Annotated in this window: 16 protein-coding genes, 1 tRNA gene and 2 pseudogenes; 5 read left to right on the top strand and 14 right to left on the bottom strand. The window is 45.7% G+C overall.

The genetic code is table 11. The features are described 5' to 3' along the window. Positions 1–52: 52 nt before the first annotated feature. From BQ8014_RS08980 to BQ8014_RS08990, 3 genes and pseudogenes are all read right to left on the bottom strand, one after another. Positions 53–1,411 (bottom strand): TolC family protein, encoded by a 1,359-nt coding sequence (locus BQ8014_RS08980; protein ID WP_080904082.1) that lies wholly within the window; start codon positions 1,409–1,411, stop codon positions 53–55. Next, positions 1,408–4,560: pseudogene (locus BQ8014_RS08985) on the bottom strand (efflux RND transporter permease subunit). Before BQ8014_RS08985 ends, BQ8014_RS08980 begins: the two are co-directional and overlap by 4 nt. Positions 4,561–4,563: 3 nt before the next feature. After that, a complete protein-coding gene (locus tag BQ8014_RS08990) occupies positions 4,564–5,691 on the bottom strand; it encodes an efflux RND transporter periplasmic adaptor subunit (protein ID WP_080904083.1) in 1,128 nt (375 codons plus the stop codon). Positions 5,692–5,925: 234 nt separating this feature from the next. Here BQ8014_RS08990 and BQ8014_RS08995 point away from each other — a divergent pair, with 234 nt between their 5' ends. Then, complete coding sequence (locus BQ8014_RS08995) at positions 5,926–6,831, top strand: helix-turn-helix domain-containing protein (protein ID WP_080904084.1); 906 nt, start codon at positions 5,926–5,928, stop codon at positions 6,829–6,831. A 266-nt stretch (positions 6,832–7,097) separates the two neighbouring features. Here the strand turns inward: BQ8014_RS08995 and BQ8014_RS09000 are convergent. The 4 genes and pseudogenes from BQ8014_RS09000 to tsaD form a co-directional block, all read right to left on the bottom strand. Then, positions 7,098–8,135 (bottom strand): annotated as a pseudogene (locus tag BQ8014_RS09000) (site-specific integrase); the annotation flags it as partial. A 274-nt stretch (positions 8,136–8,409) separates the two neighbouring features. Beyond that, positions 8,410–8,494, bottom strand: a tRNA-Ser gene (locus tag BQ8014_RS09005). A gap of 185 nt (positions 8,495–8,679) precedes the next feature. Beyond that, positions 8,680–9,951, bottom strand: coding sequence for a competence/damage-inducible protein A (locus BQ8014_RS09010; protein WP_080904086.1), 1,272 nt, complete (start codon positions 9,949–9,951; stop codon positions 8,680–8,682). 11 nt (positions 9,952–9,962) lie between these two features. Then, positions 9,963–10,982 carry a tRNA (adenosine(37)-N6)-threonylcarbamoyltransferase complex transferase subunit TsaD gene (gene tsaD, locus BQ8014_RS09015; protein ID WP_080904087.1) on the bottom strand — a complete coding sequence of 340 codons (1,020 nt, stop codon included), beginning with the start codon at positions 10,980–10,982 and terminating at the stop codon, positions 9,963–9,965. Positions 10,983–11,184: 202 nt separating this feature from the next. Here tsaD and BQ8014_RS09020 point away from each other — a divergent pair, with 202 nt between their 5' ends. Further along, the gene (locus BQ8014_RS09020; protein ID WP_160150063.1) at positions 11,185–12,246 is read left to right on the top strand and encodes an aminotransferase class I/II-fold pyridoxal phosphate-dependent enzyme; all 1,062 of its coding nucleotides are present in this window, start codon (positions 11,185–11,187) and stop codon (positions 12,244–12,246) included. A 185-nt stretch (positions 12,247–12,431) separates the two neighbouring features. Here the strand turns inward: BQ8014_RS09020 and BQ8014_RS09025 are convergent, their stop codons facing one another. The 3 genes from BQ8014_RS09025 to BQ8014_RS09035 form a co-directional block, all read right to left on the bottom strand. Next, a complete protein-coding gene (locus BQ8014_RS09025; protein WP_200814380.1) occupies positions 12,432–13,253 on the bottom strand; it encodes a patatin-like phospholipase family protein in 822 nt (273 codons plus the stop codon). 61 nt (positions 13,254–13,314) lie between these two features. Then, complete coding sequence (locus tag BQ8014_RS09030) at positions 13,315–14,544, bottom strand: sugar MFS transporter (protein WP_080904089.1); 1,230 nt, start codon at positions 14,542–14,544, stop codon at positions 13,315–13,317. A 164-nt stretch (positions 14,545–14,708) separates the two neighbouring features. Continuing rightward, positions 14,709–16,496 carry an L-fucose isomerase gene (locus BQ8014_RS09035; protein WP_080904090.1) on the bottom strand — a complete coding sequence of 596 codons (1,788 nt, stop codon included), beginning with the start codon at positions 16,494–16,496 and terminating at the stop codon, positions 14,709–14,711. A 240-nt stretch (positions 16,497–16,736) separates the two neighbouring features. Here BQ8014_RS09035 and BQ8014_RS09040 point away from each other — a divergent pair, with 240 nt between their 5' ends. Continuing rightward, positions 16,737–17,594, top strand: coding sequence for an AraC family transcriptional regulator (locus BQ8014_RS09040; RefSeq protein ID WP_080904091.1), 858 nt, complete (start codon positions 16,737–16,739; stop codon positions 17,592–17,594). Positions 17,595–17,613: 19 nt separating this feature from the next. Here BQ8014_RS09040 and BQ8014_RS09045 read toward each other — a convergent pair whose 3' ends face one another. From BQ8014_RS09045 to aldA, 4 genes are all read right to left on the bottom strand, one after another. Beyond that, on the bottom strand, positions 17,614–18,192 hold the full coding sequence (locus BQ8014_RS09045; RefSeq protein WP_080905903.1) for a LutC/YkgG family protein: 579 nt from the start codon (positions 18,190–18,192) through the stop codon (positions 17,614–17,616). Further along, positions 18,189–19,586 (bottom strand): lactate utilization protein B, encoded by a 1,398-nt coding sequence (locus tag BQ8014_RS09050; protein ID WP_080904092.1) that lies wholly within the window; start codon positions 19,584–19,586, stop codon positions 18,189–18,191. The genes BQ8014_RS09045 and BQ8014_RS09050 overlap by 4 nt, the downstream gene beginning before the upstream one ends. Next, positions 19,583–20,323, bottom strand: a complete 741-nt coding sequence (locus tag BQ8014_RS09055) for a (Fe-S)-binding protein (protein WP_080904093.1) — start codon at positions 20,321–20,323, stop codon at positions 19,583–19,585. Before BQ8014_RS09055 ends, BQ8014_RS09050 begins: the two co-directional genes overlap by 4 nt. Before the next feature lie 77 nt (positions 20,324–20,400). Further along, the gene (gene aldA / locus BQ8014_RS09060) at positions 20,401–21,837 is read right to left on the bottom strand and encodes an aldehyde dehydrogenase (protein WP_080904094.1); all 1,437 of its coding nucleotides are present in this window, start codon (positions 21,835–21,837) and stop codon (positions 20,401–20,403) included. Positions 21,838–22,044: 207 nt separating this feature from the next. Here aldA and BQ8014_RS09065 point away from each other — a divergent pair, with 207 nt between their 5' ends. Continuing rightward, positions 22,045–24,735: a TonB-dependent receptor gene (locus BQ8014_RS09065; RefSeq protein ID WP_080904095.1), complete on the top strand. Its 2,691-nt coding sequence runs from the start codon at positions 22,045–22,047 to the stop codon at positions 24,733–24,735. A gap of 197 nt (positions 24,736–24,932) precedes the next feature. Then, positions 24,933–25,304 (top strand): hypothetical protein, encoded by a 372-nt coding sequence (locus BQ8014_RS09070; protein WP_080904096.1) that lies wholly within the window; start codon positions 24,933–24,935, stop codon positions 25,302–25,304. Position 25,305 lies beyond the last annotated feature (1 nt).

Raw genomic sequence — 25,305 nt, forward strand, 5'->3', positions numbered from 1 at the left:
GTAGTCCGCCCACTTTACTAAACTATTTGATTTAATTGCTATAAATATTCCCTTAGTATCCTCCCCCAAGAGCATGGTACAGGTTAATCACTCCCTGAATCTCGTCAAACCTATCGTTAACGAGTGTGAGCTCGGCATCAAGAAGCGATGTTTCGGCTGTGAGCACTTCAAGATAGGTCGTGTTCCCGTATTTCATCTTTAACTGCGTACTTTTGACGGCTCTTTCCAACGAGGCTATCTGTTGAATGTCTATCTCAATCTTGCCGCGTGAAGTTTGCCATTGTGTGAGTGCGTTGTTTACCTCCGCACCGGCATCAAGTATCGATTGTTTAAACTCCAGCTTTGCCTCTTCCTGCTGTGCTTCAGCAATTTTAAGTCGGGCTTTGTTTGTCCCGCGATTAAATATCGGTTGCGTAAGGGAACCAACCGCTTCCAACAGCAAGGCTCCCGGATTGGCGATAATCCCACCTCCGCTATTCGTCCATCCTGCCGTTCCGCTCAACGTGATGCTTGGATAGAATGCAGCTCGTGCTTCGTTGGTTGAATAGAACGCTTGTGCCAATGACATTTCTGCATTTCGCACATCGGGACGCTTACTAAGTAGTTGCAATGGAACGCCAACAGACATTTCCTGTGGAAACTGTTGGTCGTCCAGCTTGCCTCGGACAACCTGTTGCGGTGTTTTGCCCAGCAAGGAAGATAAGCCGTTTTCCGTTTCCGTGATTTGTTGGCGAAGCGAAAGCATGGAAGCCTCAACAGAGAGTTTGTTTGCCTCGGCTTGTGCCACTGACGCGTCATCGCTCGAACCCGCTTTTTTCAAGGCGTGTAGTGTACGGATAGTTTCCTGCCAACTGTCGAGCGTATGTTCCGTAATCTCCAACTGTCTGTCAAGCATCAGTAACGTGTAATAGCTGTTTGCAATTGTAGAAACCAGATTCGTTTGTACAGCCTGCCTGTAGGCTTCGCTCTGTTCAAGAGCAGCTTTCGCACCACGTTTGGCACTTGTTAGTTTTCCGAAAACATCCAGTTCCCAATTTGATGATACAGCTAACTGATAGCTTTTCGATGCTTTCTGCCTGTCGAAACTGTTCAATGCTCCTTCCGAATTAAACGAAACGGAAGGAAGATAAGCCAACTTGGAAGATTGTAAAGTTGCCTGTGCCTGCGTAATACGAAGGTAGGCAATCTGAAGGTCTGTATTATTCTCCAATCCCTCTTCAACCAGCGTTTGTAGGTGTGAATCGGTAAATAGCTCCCGCCAGCTAAGCGAAGCAATGCTTGCCGTATCGGTCGTATTCAGAGACTCACCATATAAATTGTCTGTTGTCACATCCGGTCTGTTGTATGTTTTGTACACATTGCAGCTACTAACTGAAATGGCCACAACCCCTATAATGATTATCTTTTTCATTCTTCAATCTTTTTAGTTTGTTTACCGGGAACTTTCGACGGTGAAATTTTTTCGTCCAACATTCGGAAGAGAGCGAACATTGTGGGAACAATAAATATTAATCCCAATGAACCGACAATCAATCCACCGACAGTTCCGACTCCCAGTGATATATTCCCGTTGGCACCGGCACCCGATGAAAATATCAGGGGCAGGAGTCCGAATACCATCGCAAGTACAGTCATCAAAATAGGGCGGAAACGAACTCTTGCAGCCGAAAGGGCCGCTTGCGAAATACTCATCCCTTCCTTCCTGCGTTTTGAGGCATATTCGGTTATCAGAATAGCCGTTTTCGCCAATAGACCGATCAACATGATTACCCCTGTTTGCAGGTAAATATTATTTTCAAGTCCCGCTATTTTCGTAAAAAAGAAACTACCCGTAAGTCCCAACGGAACAGAAAGCAATACAGCGACAGGTATCAGGAAACTCTCATAAAGGCCACACAGTATCAGATATATAAGTAGGATACAGATACAGATAATAATAACCGTATTACTGGTGCTTCCGGCTTCTTCCCTTGTAATACCTCCGAATTCATAGCCGTATCCTGTCGAAAGATACTGTTCTGCAGTTTCCCGAACAGCGTTAATTGCATCTACCTAACTATAGCCTTCGGCAATCATACCATTGATGGAAATGGAATTAAACATATTGAACCGGGTCAAAGATTCTGCACCGTATGTCTTTGTTAGTGTGACGAATTGGCTTAACGAAGCCATTTTATCATCTACACGTACAAACGTATTATTCAGTGACTCCGTGTTTAACCTGCTATCGGGAGATGCCTGTATCATCACTTTGTATATTTTAGAAAAACGGTTAATATCCGAAGCATAAGTTCCACCATAATAACTGGAAAGGACATTCAGAACTTCATCGGGAGAAATTCCGGCACGTTTGCATTTGGCTGCATCCACTTCAACCAGATATTGCGGATAATTTATGTTGAATGACGAAAAAGCCAAACCTATCTCGGGACGCTCATTCAGCCGGGTAATGAAATCCTGAGTAACATTGTAAAAATCCGTAAGGCTGCCTCCCTTTTTGTCCTGCACATAAAGTTCCACTCCGCTACCCGAACCGTAACCGGCAATCATGGGAGGAGACATGACAAACAATTCTGCATCTTTAATGTCTGCTGTCAATTCGTATATCTTCGCAGAAACGGCATCCTTACTGTCTTCCTTGTTTTTACGCTCTTTCCAGTCTTTAAGCCGTATGAAAAATGAGGCTGTATTGGCGCTCTGTCCGCTTCCTGCCCCGAATCCATAACCTACGGTTTTACTATATGACTCCACCTGCGGAATAGAATTGATACGTTCCTCTATTTTATCCACAGTCTTTTTTGTCTGATTGATTGTACTTCCCGGAGCAGTATTTACCGAAACGAACAGCACACCCTGGTCTTCGTCAGGCACAAGGCCGCTTTTAGTCGTATTCATTAATATAGCAAGTATAATAACGGAACCGACAAGCAAAGTGGGAGTAATCCACCGATGGCGCATAAAGAATTTCAAACCGCCCATATATCGTTTAGTCAGCCTCTGGAACGAAATATTGAACGAAGTATGAAAACGTTCTTTCAGTGACTTTTTACTCCCGTTTGTCTCCAGATTTGGCTTGAGAAGCAACGCACATAGTGCAGGACTTAATGTAAGGGCATTGACCGCCGATATACCTACGGCGACGGCCATTGTAAGACCGAATTGTGTAAAGAACACCCCGGAAGTACCTCCCATAAACGATACAGGGATAAATACTGCCATAAAAACGAGTGTGGTAACTATAATCGGCGAAGTAATCTCTTCCATTCCTTTGACTGCGGCAAGATAAGGAGACTTATGCCCCTCATCGAATTTGGTCTGTACAGCCTCCACTACAATAATGGCATCATCAACCACAATACCGACAGAGAGCACCAATGCAAACAGTGTGAGTAAATTGATACTGAATCCGAACAGGGAAAGGAAAGCGAATGTTCCGATTATGGAAACACAAATCCCAACGGCCGGAATAAGTGTTGCACGGAAATTTTGTAAAAACAGGTAAACAATAAGCACAACCAAAAGGAAAGCAATCAGCAAGGTTTCTGTCACATTGAATATCGACGCATCCAGAAAATCTTTTGTACTCAGTATTTTTGATATTTTTAATCCCGGAGGTAAATCAGGCTCTATTTCTTTAAGCAATTTGTCGAGTTCGGTATTGATTTCATTCGCGTTTGAGCCTGCTGTCTGAAATACGATACAGCTCACGCCGGGATGACCATTGGCCTCCCCAATCTTCTCATAACTATCCGCACCCAATTCTATAACAGCGACATCTTTTAGTCTTAAAACTTCTCCGTCAGCCAATGAACGGATGACAATTTCCTCAAATTCTTCGGTTTTTTCAAGACGTCCGCGATATTTCATCGTATAAAGAAAGGTGTTGTCGGAATTTTCACCCATATATCCGGTTGGAGACTCGATGTTCTGTTCAGCGAGTGCATTGCTGATATCCGACGGAACAAGATTGTACTGTGCCATCACTTCCGGATTCATCCAGATGCGGATGCTGTAATCCGCACCGAGGGATGACGCTTCACCGACACCGCTAATACGGAGTATCTGGGGAATGACATTAATTTTCAAGTAATTCGATATAAATATATCATCGTAGGCATCATCGCTACTGTACATCGTAAATATCTGTATCATACTTGATTGGCGTTTGCTGACCGAAACCCCGACTTGCGTTACATCCGAAGGCAGTTGTCCGGTAGCTTTTGATACGCGGTTCTGTACATTGACTGTTGCCATATCGGGGTCTGTGCCTTGTTTGAAATAAACGGTAATAGAGGCACTCCCCATGTTGCTCGCCGTAGAAGTCATATAAATCATGTCTTCAACGCCATTTATGGCTTCTTCCAACGGGACAATTACACTATTTTGAACCGTTTCGGCATTAGCCCCTGTATAGGTAGCGGTAACCTGTATGGTCGGTGTAGCAATATCCGGGTACTGCTCGATAGGCAGCGTCACAAGTCCTATCACTCCAGCCAGAACGATAACGATGGATATAACCGCCGAAAGTATCGGTCGGTCTATAAATGTTTTTGGTGTCATAATTTATTCTCCTTTTTGTTCTTTTTTGGGTGATACGGGAGTTCCGTTTCGCAACAGGCCCACTCCCTCGGCAACGATGATATCTCCAGTAGCCAATCCCGATTCCACAATATATTCCTGTCCGTCGTTAATGGAGAAAACCTCTACCAATGTTGATTGTGCAATTCCATCAATTACTTTATAGACATAAACTTTGTCTTGCGTCTCGAAAGTGGCTGCCTGTGGGATGACGATGACATTTTTTCGTTTATAAGGAAAGACCACGCTACCCGAACCGCCGCTCAGCAGAATGCGTTCTTCGTTTGGAAAGACGGCACGGACGCTGACCGAACCTGTACTTTGGTCGATAACGCCACTGATGCTTTCAACACGTCCTTTTTTAGCATATGTATTTCCATTATTTAGTTTGAGTTCAACTTCCGGCATTGCCTTCACAGCATTGCCAAGAGAACCGTTGTCATGGGAGAGCGAGAGAATCTGGTTTTCCGACATGGAAAAATAAACATACATCTCCGCATTGTCCGAGACGGTCGTCAACGGATTGGTGATGGTAGAACTGACTAATGCACCCACCCGGTAGGGAAGCGTCCCGACTATGCCGTCAGACGGACTTTTTACGAGCGTAAAAGAGAGGTTGTTGCGGGCATTGGTTTCCTGTGCCTGTGCTTGTGCCAGCTCGGCTTCTGCACTTCTCAGAGAATTTTGGGCTGTTTGCATTTCGTACTCCGATACCACATTTTGGGCATACAACTCCTTCTTGCTGTCGGCAGTAAGCTGTGCCGTCGCCACATTCGATTGAGCCACACTGACGCTTGCCTTTGCCGTTTCCAATGCTGCCTGATAAGCAACCTGGTCAATGACAAATAAAGTCTGTCCTTTTTTCACTATTTCTCCCTCGGTAACACGAACCTCAGTAATCAGTCCTGAAACTTGGGGTCGAATTTCGACATCCTGTTTACCTCGTATTGTTGACGAATAATTCGTGGACAGAGATTTATCTGTAAGAGATACCTCTAATAAATTGTATTCGTTATTTACCGAATTGGGAGCTTTTTGACTACATGAAACAGCTATCATGCCCATTACTGTCAGGAATGCCAAATACACTCCTTTGATTGAAATTTTATTCATTTTTTATTTTTTTCTAAACATGTTCTACCTTTATCTGTGGCAATACCAATAATGATTCTACTTAAAAAAATCCGTTGCAAAGTTCTGCTTTTATGATAGCAATTAACAGAGTTTAATCCGTCCAATATTGGTCTATATCCGTTATTTCAGGTGATATTAATAACTCAAAATGTCAAAAAAAGGAATATAACCGTTATTTTGTTAGTTGAATGTTTATCTTTGTAACATTTACTTATGATTACAATGAAAGATACCCTTGACCTTGGTCTTGATGAATTTATCAATCTCTTATTGCCACAAGAAACATTTGGCAATGAACTTGTTGTCATTGAAATGAAAGGGGATGTTCCGAAAGCTCCCTTTCAACCGATGCGGCTCAATGCCCATTCAATGATTTTGCCCTTACAGGGAGAAATAGAAGTCGTGATGGATTACGTTTCCTATTCGTTTCAGAAAAACATGCTGTTGGAAATGCATATTGAGAATATTATTGACAATATTACGTTCAGTGAAGATTTTAAGGGTTTTCATATAATAATATCACAGGATTTACTTTTAGAAATAGTAACACCAATTACACATTTGCTGTCTGATAGTGCCGAGTATGCTAAACGGGCATATCCGCTAAATCAACTCAACGAAGAAGAAACAGATACGATATTGGGTATCGTCCATAGAATACAAAAATATATTACGGATAAGGAGCATCGTTATCGTTCACTTATTATCCGAAACGACCTTTCAAACCTGATGCTGGAACTGGATAATGGAGTTTGGAAGAAACGAGGTGAAGAGTACCCTGAAATAACCCATTCAGAAAATGTTAGTCTGCGCTTTCGAAAATTACTTTCCCGCTATGCCAAGAAAGAACATGAAGTCTCTTTTTATGCTTCCCAACTGAATATAACTGCTGACCATCTGTCGAAAATAATGCGGACATACAGTGGTCGTTCAGCGATAAAGTGGATAAATCATGCTTTAATAACGGAAGCCAGACTGTTACTTCGGAAACCGGATATGAATATTCAACAAGTATCGGAAACCCTTAATTTTTCCGACCAATCAGTATTTGGCAAGTTTTTCAAGAAACATACAGGGGAATCTCCTTCTCAGTATAAAAATATATTCAGAAGTTGTTAAAATATAGTTTAGGAATGAATGTTTTTCATTTTTATGAAAAGGACTTTTCTGAAAATGGAAGTATTTACCTTTTTTTGTAGTTAAGAATATATTGTAGAAGCAGTGAAAATATACGTATTATTTAGTAACTTTACACCAAGTTAAGGCGCTCTTTATTTTATGCAAAAACTAAGTGAATCAATGAAGTTCGCTCGTTTCTAAATCGTTACCTGTCTGCAAGAATCATTTTGCAACTGGCTTGTTTTCAGCTCCAAAGGCGAGATTATATGTCTTGCCAGGTGGAAAGTAAGGTTCTTTCTGATTCCGGACAGGTCGGCAATCTCCTTCAAGTACGAATTTAGCTTCTGGTTGCTGATTATTGGAAGGATTTCTCCATTTGGGAGCTTGTTTTTATACTTGTCTAGGATCATTTTGGGAATATCCAATAACGGGACATTGACATCTGTGCCTGTCTTCACCCGTTTGGTCATAATCCAAAGGTTGCCGTCAAACGATTTGCGGATATGCTCCTTTCTAAGACCTGCCACATCTATGTAAGCCAAACCGCAAAAACAAGAAAAGATAAATAAATCACGGACATGTTCCAACCTTTCGGATACAAGGTTGAGTTCTAGTATTTTTTTGATTTCATCTTCCGTAAGATAGCCTCTATCCACTTTTTGCAGCCGGATTTTGTAATTCGCAAAAGGATCTCCAATAATGATTCCGTTATTGCGGGCAATCAGAACGATGCGCTTAAAAAACTGCATGAATTTGGCTGTAGTGTTGGAATTGCACTTGCAAATCGTTTTAAGATACACTTCAAAATCGGTAATAAACATTAGGTTTATCTCATGCAGTGCAATGTCCGACAAGTTGTACTTGTGTCTAATAAAGTTCTCAAGATGCTTCCGGGTTACTTCATACTTTTGATAAGTAGATGCGGATTTAGATATGCCGATAAGTTGTTTCACATCGTTGTTGTGCTTACCAAACAGGTCCAGTAATGTCGCATGATTTTCTGAATGACCCAGAAACTCATTCTTTACCTTTTCGGCAGTAACGTAGTTGTCCCGCCGCTGTTGCTCGTGGTAGATTTGGTTGAGGGAAGCTTTGATGTCGTCCAGCAGCTTGTTGATTTGTCCGGCAGACTTTCCTGTGGCTTTTCCTGCTTTCACATTCCAGTTCTCAGGAAGGATGCTTTGTTTCGTACTGAACTGGCAAACTTTTCCATCAACGGTAACTCTTGTCATAATCGACACCTCTCCATTACGCTTTTCCGACCCTTTTTTCAGGTAGAAAAGGACTTTAAATGTACTCTTCATAATCTCACTTTTCAATGTTGCAAAATTACTTTTAATATATTAATTGTGAGATATATACAGGCTGTACAAATTAGGGCAGCGAGAGGTCAATTTTGGACAAATCGTTACCGTTTTTGTCCGGAACGGAATCGGTAACGATTTAGGCACAAATTTGTGTCTTTTGGGGGCTTTTTCGTGTCTTTTATGACGGACATATTGGAAACAAAAAAACCTACAAATCATTGACTTGTAGGTTTTTGTACTGTTATTGTCTGGTTTTGTCCAGACCTTTCAGCGGAGAGAGAGGGATTCGAACCCCCGGAACCTCTCAGTTCAACGGTTTTCAAGACCGCCGCGATCGACCACTCTGCCATCTCTCCTTCTGCTCCGCTTTCTTTTTCTATTTGAAAAGCGCTGCAAAGGTAGTGAAATATTTAATTATAACATAAAAATTAAAACATTTTTTTACCCCGCAGATTCTTTGGGGGAGAATGATGCTCTATAGATAACTGCCGGCATAAATAAAAAGACGGACTATCTTCTGTAAAAGGAGTCTCTTTTGCCTTTACGGATTATGAACTTCTTTGTAGAGTTCATCCTTCTGGATCAAACTGTACAGCATCAAGAGGGCGACATTGGTTGTCCGCTGGATGTTGAGGTCGCGCACAAGCCCGAATTTGTAACGCTCGGAGATGATCCGGTCCCTATAGGCTACGGCAATCCAAACGGTGCCGACCGGCTTTTCGAGCGTTCCTCCGCCGGGTCCGGCGATTCCGGAAGTGGCTACCGAACAATCACAATCCAATATGTGTAAGGCTCCTTTGGCCATCTGCTCTACCACTTCGCGACTTACAGCTCCGTGGAGTTCCAAATCCCGGGTCGAAACGCCTAAGAGCTGCGCTTTGACTTCGTTGGCATAGGAGACAACGCTCCCTTTGAAATAATCCGAACAACCGGGGACGGAGGTCAGCAATTTTGCAATCGCTCCTCCGGTACAACTCTCCGCCGTACCGAGGGTCAACTGCTTTTCGCGTAGCAGTTCGCCGATCTGAACTTCAATCGCCTTGTCTGCCTCCACCATGATATGGCTGTTCAGCAAGGTATGAAGTTTTTCTTTGGCCGTTTCGATTTCCTGTTCGGCTAAGGCTTCGCTTTCGCAATAGGCGGAAAGGCGGAGACGAATGATCCCGGCCTGAGGCAGGTAAGCCAGCCTTAGCGTAGGAGGGAGGGTGGCCTCAAAATTATCCAGGGTCAAGGCCAATAACGATTCCGTATAGCCGCTAATCCAGAAAGTCTGGTGTTTGATATACAAGTCCCGGTTGTACCTTTCTTTCAAGCGTGGAAGGACTTCGTTAGTCATCAGCCATTTCATTTCGCTCGGTACGCCCGGCATCGAAACCAGTACTTTACCGTTGCGCTCGAACCACGTGCAGGGAGCGGTTCCCGCCCGGTTTTGGATGACAGTGCAATCTTTCGGTACGTAAGACTGGGTGCGTGTAAGCTCATTCATTTTACGACCATTGGTGAGAAAAAGCTCCTCCATATTCCGGTTGGCCTCTTCCGAATAAACCAGTTCCGTATGGAAAAATTTGCAAAGCGTTTTCTTCGTAATGTCGTCTTTCGTCGGGCCGATTCCACCCGTAACCAATACAATCGGCACCCGCTTTAACGCTGTTTCGAAGGCGTCCAGAATATCTTGTTCTACATCACCGATCGCTGTCCGGTAAACCACCTGAAAACCCAGGTCACCCAAAGCCTGTCCGATCCATGCCGAATTCGTATCCACCACTTGTCCGATCAGCAATTCGTCGCCGATCGTTATAATCTCTACTTTCATTTTCTATTTGATTAAATAACCACTCTGGAGAAAGGAACGGCGTCCATCGGACAAAACTCCTGATCCAGATATTTATAATAGCCGGTCATGGCGACCATAGCTGCATTATCCGTTGTAAATGCAAATTTAGGAATATGGATCTTCCAACCTAATTTCTCCGCATGCTCATGAAAGGCATCCCGCAAACCGGTATTGGCCGACACTCCACCCGCTACGGCTACTTCACAGATCCCGAAGTCCTTCGCTGCCTTTCGCAACTTATTCATTAGGATATCGATCACGGTTGCCTGCAGAGAAGCGCAGAGATCAGCCTTGTTCTTTTCGATAAAACCGGGATCTTTTTCCAACTCGTCTCGAAGCCGGTACAGGAAAGAAGTTTTCAATCCGCTGAAACTATAATCGTATCCTGGGATATGTGGTTTACTGAATGCAAAGGCTTTCGGATTTCCTTCATTGGCCAGGCGGTTGACTATAGGTCCGCCGGGATAGCCTAATCCCATTACTTTGGCGCATTTATCGAAGGCTTCGCCGGCCGCATCGTCAATCGTCTGCCCGATCACTTCCATTTCATTATAAGCGTTCACCTTGATGATCTGCGAGTTCCCCCCTGAAACCAGAAGGCAAAGAAACGGAAAATCAGGTTGATTCTTGTCTTCCGGTGTTTCTTTGATAAAATGGGCCAGCACATGCGCCTGTAAATGGTTAACCTCTACCATCGGAATATCCAGCGAAGTAGCTAATCCTTTGGCGAAAGAGGTGCCGACCAGCAAGGAGCCCAGCAAGCCGGGGCCGCGCGTAAAAGCAACAGCATTCAATTCGGTCTTATCGATGCCGGCTCGTTTGACGGCCTCGCCCACTACCGGAATAATATTTTGTTGGTGCGCGCGTGAGGCTAGCTCGGGAACCACTCCTCCGTATGCTTCATGTACAGCCTGGCTGGCAATCACGTTTGAGAGAAGTACGCCGTCCCGTATTACTGCCGCCGAGGTATCGTCGCAGGAAGACTCGATACCCAAAATCGTTATACTCATTGTCAGAATTCTTTTTTAATACCTATTTTCCGCAGAAAATGTTTCTGCCTGACAAAGTTAGATATTTTTCCGTTTCATTATTCCTGTTGTCGGAAAAACATCTTTAAGAAGATTGTTTGGATAAAATGATAGGATAGGAGTGTTATATATGTCGTTTTTGTATCTTTGGCATATTTTTAGTATCATTTGAATGTTTTTATTTATGAATGTGTATGCAAATGGTTGCCCTGGGCGTATTGTGGCGGTAGAAGGGCAAACGCTTCTTTTCTTTTCAGGTACTTCTTATCTCGGATTAGCGGATAATAAAGCTTTTCACGACAAAATCAAGGAGGGTTTAGATCAGTACGGCTCCAATTTCGCCGTATCCCGAAGTTCGAATATACGGTTGGATATATACGATCGGTTTGAGCGATTTATGGCGAAAGAATTTCTTTTCGAAGATTGCATGACGCTTTCTTCCGGATACTTGGCCGGCCGGTTGTTGGTTGATTATTATTTTAATAAGGGGCGTATGTTTTATTCGCCGGATGTTCACCCGACGTTATGGGGGCAGGGGGAACGCAAGGCGAACGGGCAATCGTTTGAAAGTTGGGCCGATGAAACGGTTCAGCTGATAAATACGACCGATGAAGCGCATTATATAATTTTTACGAACTCCCTGTCCAATTTAAGTGCGGTAATCTATCCGTTTGATTGGCTGAACCGGATCCATCCCGATAAAAATGTTACGGTTATTATTGATGATTCACACGGTATCGGAGTGGTTGGGAAAGAACATAAAGGCATCTCCGAACTTCTTCCGCCCTTGCGTTCAAGCCGGATTGAGACGGTTGTTGTCGATTCAATCGGCAAGGCCTTAGGAATCCCGGGCGGAGTGATTTTCGGACGCCGGAGTTTGTTGGAACAGCTCCGGCATTCGCCTTTTTATACGGGAAGTTCCCCGATTATTCCGGCCTATTTATTCGCTTTTATGCAAACGGGATCCGAACGGAAGAAAGCGATGGAGTGTTTATCCCGTAATATTACCTTTTTTAAAGCGCATGCTCCGTCCGGCATTACGGATTTGACCTATGATTACCCGGTTTTTCTTTTAAAAGATGATGGAGTGGCTGAATATTGCCTGGATAAGGGGATCTTGCTTTCTTCGTTTCCATATCCTAAACCGGAGGGAGCTAATCTGACGCGTATTGTTTTAAACGCCTGTCATACGGAAGAGGATCTTTTATTCCTGATTCAAACCCTCAAGGCGTTTTATGGAATTTGATTATCCCTACTGATTAACGGATCGTCCCGGAGCCGCTGTCCGACATTGCGAACGGATGCAATCGAAAGCGTAATCTGTATGTTGGCATTTGAGTATTGCAACATGTATATTTTCATATGAATATATGTCCTGCCTATTGTTCGACCTTGGTACGGAATAATCGATAAGTACCTTATACAAAGAATTTAATGAAAGGAGGGGAAGTCTTTTTTGAAGTGATCTTTTTCATGCTCCATATAATTTATTGCTACTTCATAGCCCTTTTGGAAAATTTCCTTGCTATGTTCCAGGTCGAAAAGCGTGTAATCGGACAGTTCGTTCGATTCGAGGAGATAATCGCAGAGATCCCTGTCGTATAATGTGTTGGAGGCGCTCATGTAATGAATAGTGCGTTCGGCTACATATTTGATTGCGGGCTTGAACTCCGAATAGGCTATCGGGCTGACATTGACCGCAATCACTTTTTCACAAAGTTTTCGGATGGGCGTAACGGGCAGGTTGCGGAACAGTCCCCCATCGACATAATAATGTTTGTCGATCTCCACTGGGGAGAAGATGATCGGGACGGAGCAGGAGGCGACAATCGAGGGAATTAACTCCCCCGAATGAAAGATTTTGGACTTTCCACGCTCGATGTCTGTCGCTGCCACATAAAGCGGTATCTTTAAATCTTCGTATGTACGCGCTTTCAGATGTTTTTCGAGAAAGGCGCGGAAGGGAAGGGTGTTGAGGAAACCGCCTTGGGGAATGGTGAGCTTGGCGAATTCGGAAAAAGTTTTTTTCTTGAAGAAAGTCAGGATATTCTCCGGGTCGTTCCCGTCCGCATAAAGTACGCCGGCAAAGGCGCCGGCACTGGTTCCGGCTATCACATCCGGAAAAATTCCCCGCTCGTTTAATGCTTGAAGAATGCCTAAATGTCCGAATCCTTTAGCGCCTCCGCCGCTGAGTGCCAAGCCTATCTTATAAGGCTTTTTAACGGGCATCATGGCCTTTATACCTCTTAACATATCTGATCTTGTACGTTTAAAGCGGTACAAAGATTAGCATAATTCTTGAAAGAAGAAAGGTTTAGTTCTTTAATTTGCTAAGCCCGAAGATCAAAATTACGGCAAAACAAATCAGGGGAACCGCAAATCCTACGCTCATTGTGTACAGGTCGGCGATTCTTCCCATAATCATAGGGATAACGGCTCCTCCTGCTACCGCCATGACAATGACGGAAGAGCCTTTCTCTACGTTATTTCCCAGTCCGTTTATCCCTAAGGCAAATATCGTGGGATACATGATGGACATAAAGAAGTAGGAGGAGAAAAGGCAGACGACGGAAAATAGTCCCCAGCCCATCATTACGGGCACCATCAGCAATACATTGACGGCGGCATAGATGGAGAGCAGTTTTTTGGGATTGAAGAATTTCATGAGATAACTGCCGGTCAACCGGCCGGCCATGAACAGGCCCATTCCTCCGAAAGCAAGAATCTGGGAGGCTTGCAGATGACTGATGTCGGGACGCACTTCAACGACATAGTTGATGAAATAGCTTCCGATTCCCGTCTGCCCGGCAACGTAAAAGAATTGGGCAATGACGGCAAAGAGAAAGAGCGGATGCTTCAGTAGATCACTGTATCGGCTCTTTCCGGTTGATGCGTTCACACTTCCCGCTTCGGATTTAAGTTGAGGTAGGGGCGTACGGATAAAAAGAACGGCGATGAGCAGGACGAGTATCCCGATTCCGATATACGGTTTTGCTAATGAGGTGAACGGATCTCCTCCTGAAAAGACGAACATTCCTCCCAAAAGCGGCCCCAGTATCCATCCCAGGCCGTTGAACGATTGGGCGAGGTTAATGCGCCGGGCGGCCGATGCCGGCGGACCGAGGACAGTTGTATAAGGATTGGCGGCTGTTTCGAGACAAGTCAGCCCGCAGGCGATGACAAAGAGGGCAATAAGGAAAGGCGGAAAAGTTTTGATCAATGTCGCCGGATAGAACAGGAAGGCGCCAAGAGCAAATACAAGCAGCCCGAAAATAATTCCTTTCTTATATCCGAAGCGCTTGATGAGTAGTCCCGCCGGGATACCCATTACGAAATATCCGCCGTAGAGGGAAAACTGTACCAGTGCGGACTTCGCCTTGGATATGCTTAATATTTCCTGGAAATGGGCGTTCAGTACATCCAGCAAGGCATGGGCAAATCCCCACATAAAGAAAAGGCTGGTCACGAGAACGAAAGGAAACAGGTAATTCTGTCCTTCCTTTCCTCTGAGAAGGGAAGCCGGACGGCTGTTTTTTTGTGTCATCGGTTCATTGATTTAAGATTACTATCTGTTGAAATGGCGTAAATATAACATAAATGATTGGTTCTTCCCATCTTGGACGGCTCAAAAGGGAAGGCGGACAGGCAGTAAGACCTGTCCGCTTCCGGGTTTAATGTAATTGATATAGAAAATAGTTGGCGTACTATTTACTTTTTATAGAGTGGGCCGTAGGTTTGGCAGGCGCGGTAGTCGGCTCCTTCCTTGTCCATGCCGAAAGCGCTCCATGCCGACGGGCGGAAGAGTTGGCTTTCGTCTACGTTGTGCATCGAAACGGGGATGCGCAGCATGGAAGCCAACGTGATCAGATCCGCACCAATATGTCCGTAGCTGATGGCGCCATGATTGGCTCCCCAATTGTTCATTACGTCGTAAACTCCCCTGAAGTTCGGGGAATCGGTCAGGCGGGGAACGAACCAGGTGGTTGGCCATCCCTTATCCGTACGTTCGTCCAGGATCTTATGGATTTCCGGATCGATGTCCGCCGTCCAACCTTCGGCCAGTTGGAGTACGGGACCCAATCCTTTTACCAGATTCAGGCGGACCATTGTGCAGGGCATGCCTCCCTTGGTCAGGAATTTGGAGGAAAAGCCTCCGCCCCGGAAGTATTCTCGGTTGGCAGGAACCCAACGGGTGGCATCCAGGCAGGCATTTACCTCAGCCTCCGATATCTCCCAGAAAGGTTTCATCACCGGTTGGCCGTCTTTCGCCTGTTGCCCGGAGCCGTCCAGTGTAGCGGCTCCCGAATTAATCAGGTGGATCATTCCGTTGGCGGCAACGCCTGTCAGTTTCTTGCCCGTTACCCGTTCCACGGCTTCGGGACTCCAATAGGTGCGGACGTCGGCAAAGATCTGGGCAGTATTGGTAAGAAGATGGTTGAGCAGCATGGCGGTGCCGTTCAGGGCATCGTTCTCCGTAGCAAGGATATAAGGCGCGCGCGTGCCGTTCCAATCGAAGGAAGAATTGAGGAGCGCTTCGGTAAAATCGCCGTTCGGATAGAAGTCGGTCCATTGGCGTTGCCCTTGGAATCCGGCGGCGATGGCGTTATGGCCCAGCGCTTCTTCTCCGAAGCCCATTTCTTTCAGTTTCGGATTACCTTGCATCAGGTCGCGTACAATCAGCATCATCTTGACCGAAAATTCCCAGTCGGCGTCTTTCGCTTGCCGGCTTTTCTTTAAATCTTCCCGGTTACAGGTATCTTCGTTTTCGATACAATTCGCCCTGGTCCATGCCAGCGCTTTTTCATATTCCTCTTTGTCATAGATCCCTTCGGTCATACGCCGGATAATTTCCACTTCATCGATTCCTTCGCAACGCATACCGAGGTAATCTTCGAAAAAATCGGTATTCACGATCGATCCGGCGATTCCCATGCAGACGGCGCCGATGGAGAGATAGGATTTGCCTCGCAGGATGGCAACCGCCATCGCGGCCCTGGAAAAACGGAGCAGCTTTTCCTTTACGTCGGCAGGGATCTCTTTCACGGAAGCATCCTGCACGTCGTGTCCATAGATACCGAATGCCGGCAGGCCCTTTTGTGTATGGGCCGCCAGAACCGCCGCCAGATAGACGGCTCCGGGACGTTCGGTGCCGTTGAATCCCCATACTGCTTTCACCGTGTGTGGATCCATGTCCATTGTTTCGCTTCCGTAGCACCAGCAAGGGGTAACGGTGATCGTGATTCCTACATTTTCCTTCTTGAATTTTTCGGCGCAGGCGGCGCTTTCAGCCACTCGCCCGATGGTCGAGTCGGCAATGACGCATTGCACCGGCGTGCCGTCCGGATATTTTAATTCGTTTGACAATAGATTTACGACGCTATGCGCCATCCCCATCGTTTGCTCTTCGAGCGATTCGCGGACACCTTTCATGCGCCCGTCGATGGTTGGCCGGATCCCTATTTTCGGCCAGTCTCCCTGAAATCGTTTCGTATTCATAATCCTTCAACTTATAGGTTAATCTTATGCTTTCGTTTATCTTCTTATCTGAAAAAGGAGCTTCTTCAGAAGTACTTAACAAAACTATTTATAAAAAAAAGAACGGACTGTCACTATTTCGACCAATAGATAACACGATTTCGATTTTTCCTCTTTTCTATTCTTTTATATGATTATGAATAAGTATATTTACCGTTTTCGGGTATGGCATGAAACCGATTTGTTCTTAAATATACGCGTATGAATATAATGTTGTTGAATATTGGTTATTCCGAACTGGAAGCTAATTGGAACTGGAAGAAAATATATAGCCCGTTTGCCCGCATCTATTATGTGAAAGGCGGGGAGGCGCGGACTTTTATCAATGGGGAGCCTCATCGGTTGAAACCGGATCATCTTTACCTGACTCCGCCTTTTACGCTTCATGATGACGAATGCGATAGTTTCTTCTCCCTTTATTATATTCATTTCTATGAAAACGAACCAAACCGGGAATCTTTTTTCGATCGTTACCGCTTCCCGGTGGAAATTGAAGCCACTCCTTTGGATCTGTCGCTCATCCGGCGCCTGCAAGAGATCCATCCCGACCGGTTTCTCCGTTATATCGATCCGCAGGTATACGATAACCTGCCGACTTTTTCTTATTATGCAGCGGATAACCAGAAGATGCCTTTGCATCTTTCGGAAGAAACGCAGGGGATCCTATCCCAACTCATGTCCCGCTTTTTAGCGCTGCGCCAAGATAAGATGGAAAGCTCCGACCCCCGCATCAGCAAGTGCTTGCGTCATATCCATGAGAATATCGGCAGGAATATCCGTTTGGAACAGTTGGCCGACATATCCTGCATTACGACCGACCACCTGATCCGCCTGTTCAAAAAAGAGATGGGAAACACCCCCCTACATTATATTATTACTAAGAAGATAGAAAAAGCGCAACTTCTCCTCCTTACGACCGACCGGGCGGTGCGCGATATCGCCTTGGACTTGTCGATCGATAACATTTCTTACTTTAACCGCCTATTCAAAGCGGCAATCGGGCTCACGCCCGGAGAATACCGTTCGGCCAACAGTAAGAAATACACTCCCGGCTACTGATTTTCAGGATTGTTGCAATTCAAATCAGGATAACGGTCAGCCCCCTGGCTCCATGCGCGCCGACGACTAACGCCTGTTCGATATCGGCCGTTTTCGACGGGCCGGAGATAAAGACGCCGAAAGGAGCTTCACCGAAAGGCAACTGGGCGTATGCCTCGTGCATATTGTTTACGATCTTGTTGCGATCCAGAAGAATGACCAACTGCTCGGCTATGAAATAGACGGCTTTCTTTTTAACGTTCTGTGGGATCCAGACGCAACCGTTTTCCGCCACTCCGATTTCGCCCTGTATAATCGCCAGATCCGTTCCGTCCAAATCCTGCGGCCTCTCCAGTTCGTCCGGATTGACCGTGGCTATCCGGATGAATGGTAGGTTGGATGCGATTCGTTTGGCCTCGGGAAAAAGCCGGCTCAAGAGCTCGTTCAGGTCTTGTCCCTCTTCCAGAAAGAGAGCTTCTCCTCCGACGGCTTGGCTGACTTCCAAGAACTGCGCTGTTTTGTCAGGATACCGGATGCCTTCTATCCGAGAAAAAGGGCGCTCGTAAGTCGTTTGGATGTTTCGTTTGATCTTTGCTATTATTTCGTCTTTACTGCTCATTTGCTTATCGGTTTTGTTCTTGTTTGTTTTTTCACCTTGCCCTTTTTCCAAAGAGAAGTAAATGTTTCATTGGCAAAACGGGGTAGCTCGCGCCGGATTCCCCATTCGTTCAACCTGTTATAGATGATAAACCGGGGGAAGTGATTGACAATGGGCGCCAGTTTCAATGCCGTATTATATATTGCGGGGTGGGAGAAGAGGTACTTCATGCCCGTGGACATGACTTTCTTCATCGGATCCGCTTTACCGATGGAATCGAGGCCCTGTCTCCAGCGATAGATTTGGTCGGCCAGATCTATTTTCACCGGGCAAACGTTGTTACAGGAGAAACAGAGCGAGCAGGCCGATACATTGTCGGCGTATTCCTGAGGCGACCTGAGCATTCCCAGGTTAATCCCAATCGGCCCGGGAATAAAGTAAGTATAAGAATAGCCGCCGCTCCGGCGATAGACCGGACAAGTGTTCATGCAAGCCCCGCAACGGATACATTTCAGGGTTTGGATATGATCTTCATTGCCGATGATTTCGCTCCGTCCGTTATCCACGAGGATGAGATGCAATTCGCCGCCCTCCTGCGGCTTACGGTAATGCGACGTATAAGCTGTGACAGGCTGGCCCGTAGCCGAACGTGCCAACAGGCGGGTATATACGCTGAGCGCCTGGTAATCCGGGATCACCTTTTCGATCCCCATTGTTACGATATGTACCTTGGCGAACGAGGTTCCCATGTCGGCATTCCCTTCATTGGTGCAGACCACCATATCCCCGGTTTCCGCAACGCCAAAGTTGCAGCCGGTCATGGCGACGTCCGCGGTCAGGAATTCATTTCTCAAATGCTTTCGGGCCGCATGAGTCAGATAAGTCGGATCGCTGTTTCCTTTTTCCGTATGCATTTCTTTTTCGAATAAGCGGCCGACTTCTTCGCGTTTCAGATGGATTGCCGGCATGACGATATGGCTTGGCGGTTCGTGCAGTAACTGAAGGATACGTTCACCGAGGTCGCTTTCAACTACATCGATTCCTTTTTCTATCAGAAAGGGATTGAGATGGCATTCTTCGGCCAGCATCGATTTGCTTTTGATTAATTTCTTTGCTCCGTGTTCCGCCAGGATCCGGAGGACGATTCCGTTATGTTCACTGGCGTCTTTGGCCCAATGGACGATGACTCCGTTGCTTTCCGCCTTAGCTGCAAATTGTTCCAGATAGTTGTCCAGGTGGGTGATCGTATGCATTTTAATGTCGGCGGCCAGTGTCCGCAGTTCTTCCCATTCGGGAAGTTGGGTGGCCATCCGATCCCGTTTCTCCCGCACCAACCAGAGTGTTTCGTTGTGCCAGGCTTCTTGTTCTTTATGGGCGATAAAACGTTCCGCCGCTTTTGAATGTAGGGTACTCATAATCCGGATGCTAATATTTCGATTGCGTGAATAAATCGGATAGGCAAATGTTCCCGGTTGACAATCCCCTGCATGTGCATAAGGCAGGAGCTATCCGCCCCGGTAATATATTCCGCCCCGGTAGAAAGGTGATTACTGATTTTATCCCGTCCCATGCAGACGGAGACTGCGCTTTCTTCTACGGCGAACATTCCGCCGAAACCGCAACATTCATCGACCTTAGGCGGTTCGAATAGTTCGATGCCCTTGATTAAGGAAAGCAAGTCTTTGACTTTCGAATAACGGGGTATATTCAGCTCGCTGGCGGAAGAGAGGTGCAGTTCGCGAACGCCGTGGCAACTATTGTGGAGGCTTACCTTGTGAGGAAACTCTCCCGGCAATTTGTCCACCTTCAGGATATCGTGCAGGAACTCGCAAACGTCATAGATCTTATCGCTTGTCCGGCATAGATGCCCGCCCTTCTCCAACAACCGGGGATAGTTTACTTTCACGAATGCCGCACAACTTGCCGACGGTGCGACAATGTAATCATATTCATTGAATAAATTTTCAAACGAAACCGCCAGAGGGACGGCTTTGTCCTCAAAGCCGGCATTCGCCATTGGTTGTCCGCAACAGGTCTGTTTCAGTGGATAATCGACTTGAACGCCCAGATAATCCAATAGTTTGTAAGTTGCTACCCCGACTTCCGGGTAAACAGCATTTACATAACAGGGGACAAATAACCCTACTTTCATTCTTTTCTTATTGGTTTTTGTATATTGATAACAAGATAGGGCAGATGATGCGTCTGCCCTATATATAACTGCTTTCTTTATTCTTTTGTTTCGAGGTAAACTACATGGGTTTGCAAATATTCTTCCAGTCCGTGTTTGCCATCGGCGCCGCCGATGCCCGACTTGCGGAATCCGGCATGGAATCCCTGCATGGCTTCGAAGTTCTCCCGGTTGATATAGGTTTCCCCAAACTTCAGGGAACGGATCAGCTTGAATGCCGTATCCAGGCTCTGGGTATAAACGGACGATGTCAGGCCGTATTCGCAATCATTGGCCATGGCAATGACCTCGTCTACTGTTGTATACTCGACAATCGGAAGTACCGGGCCGAAGATTTCTTCCTGTATGATCTCCATCTTCTGCGTACAGTTATCCAAAACAGTCGGCTCGAAGAAATATCCCTTTGCCCCGATGCGTTTTCCTCCGCAAAGTAATCCGGCTCCTTCCCGGATAGCTTGCGCCACCTTGCCTTCAACCGATTTCAGGGCGTTGGCCTCGATCAGCGGCCCCATATCCAGATCGGAGATAACCGAAGGGTTCCCGACTTTTACATTCTTCATCCCGCTTACCAATTTATCCAGGAAAGCGGCCTTGATGTCTTTATGGACATATACCCGTTCGGCGCAGTTACATACCTGTCCGGTATTGATGACACGCGAACCGATGATGCTTTTGACTGCCAGATCCAGGTCGGCATCCGGCAGTACAATGGCAGGCGCTTTTCCACCGAGCTCCAGGGAGACCTTGGTGATGTTCTTGGCAGCGACCGCCATGGTTTGTTCTCCGGCGCTTACACTGCCGGTCAGGCTGACCATGCCGACTTTCGGATTGCCCGCCAATTCCTGCCCGATGACGGAGCCGCGCCCGTTGACCAGGTTAAATACGCCGGCCGGCAGATCCACCTCTTCTACTATCTGGGCGAACACGTAAGCGTTCTGGGGGGTAAGCTGGCTGGGTTTTACCACGATTGTATTTCCGGTAACCAATGCCGGCGCTGCCTTCCGGGCGATCAGGAAGAAAGGAAAGTTCCATGGAAGGATACCGGTGGTTACTCCGATCGGCTTTTTAAAAATAAAAATATTCTCCCTCGGGCGGTCGCTCTGTATGATTTCGCCTTCATACCGGCGGGCCCATCCGGCCATATATTCAAGGTAGTCGGCTGTGAAGTAAGTCTCCACACTTGCCAATCCTTGTGTCTTTCCTCCTTCACGGACAATAATATCTGTGATTTCTTTTGCGCGTCTGCGTATGCCTTCCGCTATTTTAATCAGATAACCGGCACGTACTATGGCAGGTGTCTTTTCCCATTGCGGCTGGGCTTTTTCCGCAGCGTCGATTGCTTTTCTCGCATCTTCTACCGTTCCGTCGGGCATCAGGGAAATCACCTCTTCCGTGGAAGGGTTCAATACATTAATCCATTTACCGGATGTGTTTTCAATAAACCGTCCGTCAATAAACATCTTTAATTCCTTCATAATATCATTGATTTATTAGTTAATCTTCCAAAACTACAAAAAAAGGAATGAATCTCAAAAATCAGGATAGTTAATAAAAAAACATGTTTTGTACTAAAGTAAAAAGGTAACATTTTAGACGGCAAAAAGCAGCCAAAACGTAACAGTTGGTTCATATCCCCTTAATATTCTGTTTGTTTATTTGTATAACTTTAAAAAATCAGAATAATGAGAATTGCAGGTTTATTTTTTAGTCTGTTTTTTCTTTTCTTCTTGCATGTTACGGCTCAGGATAAGGGCCTATCGGGAAGAGTGACGGATTCCAAAGGCGAAGCGATTGCGGGCGTAAGTATAGTAAAAAAAGGGACAACGATTGGTATCGTTGGCAACCCGGACGGTACTTTCCAACTAAAAAATGTTCAACCGGATGATATCCTTGTTTTTTCTCTGTTGGGTTACAAGCAGAGAGAATTGACGGCCAAAGAGTACATGGAAGTCATTATGGAAGAACAGGCAAGGAACCTGGATGAAATCATTGTCAGTACGCAGAAACGGAATCAGAGTAGCATTGAAATTCCGGTTCCTGTCAGCGCTTTGTCGGGGGAAAGCTTGGTGCATTTGAATGTGCGGCAGTTGGATGAATTGTCCGAATATATTCCCGGCATGCAAATGCAGTTGCAAAGTCCGAACAATCCGGGTTATGTAATTCGCGGGGTTACTTCCGACGACGGAGATTCCCGGTCGCAGCCTCGTGTTTCCGTTTTTCAGGACGGTATTTCTATCTCCCGTTCCCGCGGATCGGTCGTCGAGCTTTTTGATCTGGAACGTATAGAAGTTGTAAAGGGTCCGCAAGGAACCTTGTTCGGGCGTGGAGCGGAAATCGGCGCCTTACATATTGTGCGCCAGAAACCTATCAACCGATGGGCGGCGGAAGCGACTTTAGGCTATGGATCATATAACCAGAAACTGCTGACCGGATTTATTAATACGCCTATCCTAAAAGATCAATTGTTGAACCGGTTTGCTTTTTATTATAACGATCGTGACGGATTTATTGAGAACCGCTCCGGTGGAGATCTGAACGGGAAAGGTGTTTGGGCGCTTCGTAACTCTACCCGTTTATTTGCCGGCGAGAATACTTTTGCCGACCTGATCTTAGATTATCAACGGGATGATTATCCCGGCACCTCCTTCAAGAACGGACAATATGCTCCGAAAGGCGGAGATACGGATCCCAATACGATGGCCGACCTGGAAAAAGGGAAAGACTTATATATTAAGCGAAATGTGGGTGGGGTCGGTTTGCTGATCGATCATACGCTGAATTCCGATTGGAAATTTTCATCAATTACCGGTTTTCGCGCTTTCGATTCGGACGAATCTTTCGATGCCGACGGGACAGCAGCGCCGATCTTATGGGTATCCGAAATTGCCAAAGGAACCCAATTGAGTCAGGAGTTCCGTTTCAATTATGATAATAAAGACAATTTTTCGGGGTTTCTCGGAGCGAGTTATTTCTATGAGAAGAATTCACAGGAAGTGCCGATGAGAATCAATGAGCAAAGCCTCTATCCGGCTTATATTTCCCCGATGCTGAAAAAAAACCTGACGGAACAGTTTTCGGCAATACCGGGAATGACGGAAGAACAAGTCGGGGCTATTGCGAATCTTTTATTTCCGGATGTTCCTCCTTTGACGGACGGAGTTCCCAACTATGTTGCCAAGACGCCGAATGTGCGTAAAACGTTGGAGGATGTATTTAGTTCACAAATCGGCATGCCGCTTACCTTAGAACAAATCCTGGCGTTAGCCCAAGTGCCGGAAACCACACAGAAGCAATTGATCGGAATGGTTGATCTTTTATCTGATAAAAATATCAATTCGTATCACGAAGAATCTTCCAAAAACACCGGCATCAATCATGCTGCAGAGTTTTTTGCGGATGGGACCTATAAAATAACGCCGAATTTAGGCATTACAGCCGGTATTCGTTTAAGTTATGAAAAGCAGAAGGGATTTTATGAAGCAGCCGCTTCGGGCCAGCCCAGTGTGTTTGCCATGTTAATGACCCAAACCGACAATTTATTAAATCCGATCTCGAACGGTGAGATCTCAGCCTCAAAAGACTATTTTTCTTATGTCGGACGACTTGCCCTGAATTATATGTTCGGGCGGAACAATCTGTATGCCATCGTGTCGAGGGGACGGAGGCCCGGTGTGGTAAGCATCCTTCCGGCAAAGACGACTTTCCTGCAACCGGAGATAATCTGGAATTATGAAACCGGAATCAAAGGACATGTCGCCGGAGGAAAGCTTCAGTATGATTTTACGATGTTTTATTATGACTGGAATCATTTCCAGACGACTTCGCTTCAGACCGTAGAAGGTAGTCTCGCTCCCCAATACCAGGCAGATGATGCCGGGAAAGCACATAGCTTCGGTATCGAAACCGGCTTGCGTTATTCTTTTCTTCCGGGGGTAAATGCTTTTGCCAATTATGCTTATATCGATGGCAAGTTCAGTGACAGGGATGAAGAAGGAAACGAACAGGAGTATGCCGGAAACCGGTTCCGTTTGACGCCGAAACATACTTTCTCCGTCGGCTTGGATGCTAATATTCCATTAAAAGGAGCGACCGTATTGTTCTTACGCCCCTCTTATTCTTATAAGTCTAAGGTTTATTTTGAAGATGAGAATACAGAATTGCTGAGCCAGGAAGGGTATGGGTTGGCTAATTATACCGCGGGTGTAGGCTTTAAGGCAAAAAGATTGTATTACGAAATCAGCATGTATGGGAAAAATGCATTGGATAAGAAATATATTATCGATGCGGGGAATAGTGGGAATACGATTGGTATGCCCACCTTTATCGGGGGTAGTCCGAATCAGTTCGGGATGCAAGTAAAAATTGGATTTTGATAATCTATTAAATGATTATCCGCATAATGTCCTGGCAAAGGCATTTAGATCCCTGAAAAATTCAGTATACTCAATGCATCCATTCAGTATACTGAATTATAAAATCGAGTATACTCGATTTATTCACTCAGTATACTTGATTTTTCACGTAGGACACGATGCGGATAATTATAATCTATTATTTATATAATTGAAGTATGAAAACAAAATTAGTATTATTTTTATTGCTGAATTTAATTGTTTTTGCACAATTAATTGCATCGGAGAAGTCGGAGAAGTCGAACCTTTCGGAATATACCGGAAAATATATTTTTCCGGCGGGCGCTGTGGTCGATGATGCGGTGATTACATTGCTTCGTGATACATTGAATGCCTCTGTTTCGTTAGGTTCCGTATCTTTGGTTCCTGTTGAGAAAGATTCTTTCGGTATTCCTCAATATGGCGGAACCGTTATTTTCCTTCGCGACAAGCAGGATCAGGTTACCGGATTAAAGGTTTTCTTTCCGATGGGGGGTATAGAAGAACTGGAAGCGACAAAGGATTTGAAAATAGCAGAAAATAAAAATTAAT

The sequence above is a fragment of the Parabacteroides sp. Marseille-P3160 genome (genome assembly GCF_900162725.1).
Taxonomy (GTDB): Bacteria; Bacteroidota; Bacteroidia; order Bacteroidales; family Tannerellaceae; genus Marseille-P3160.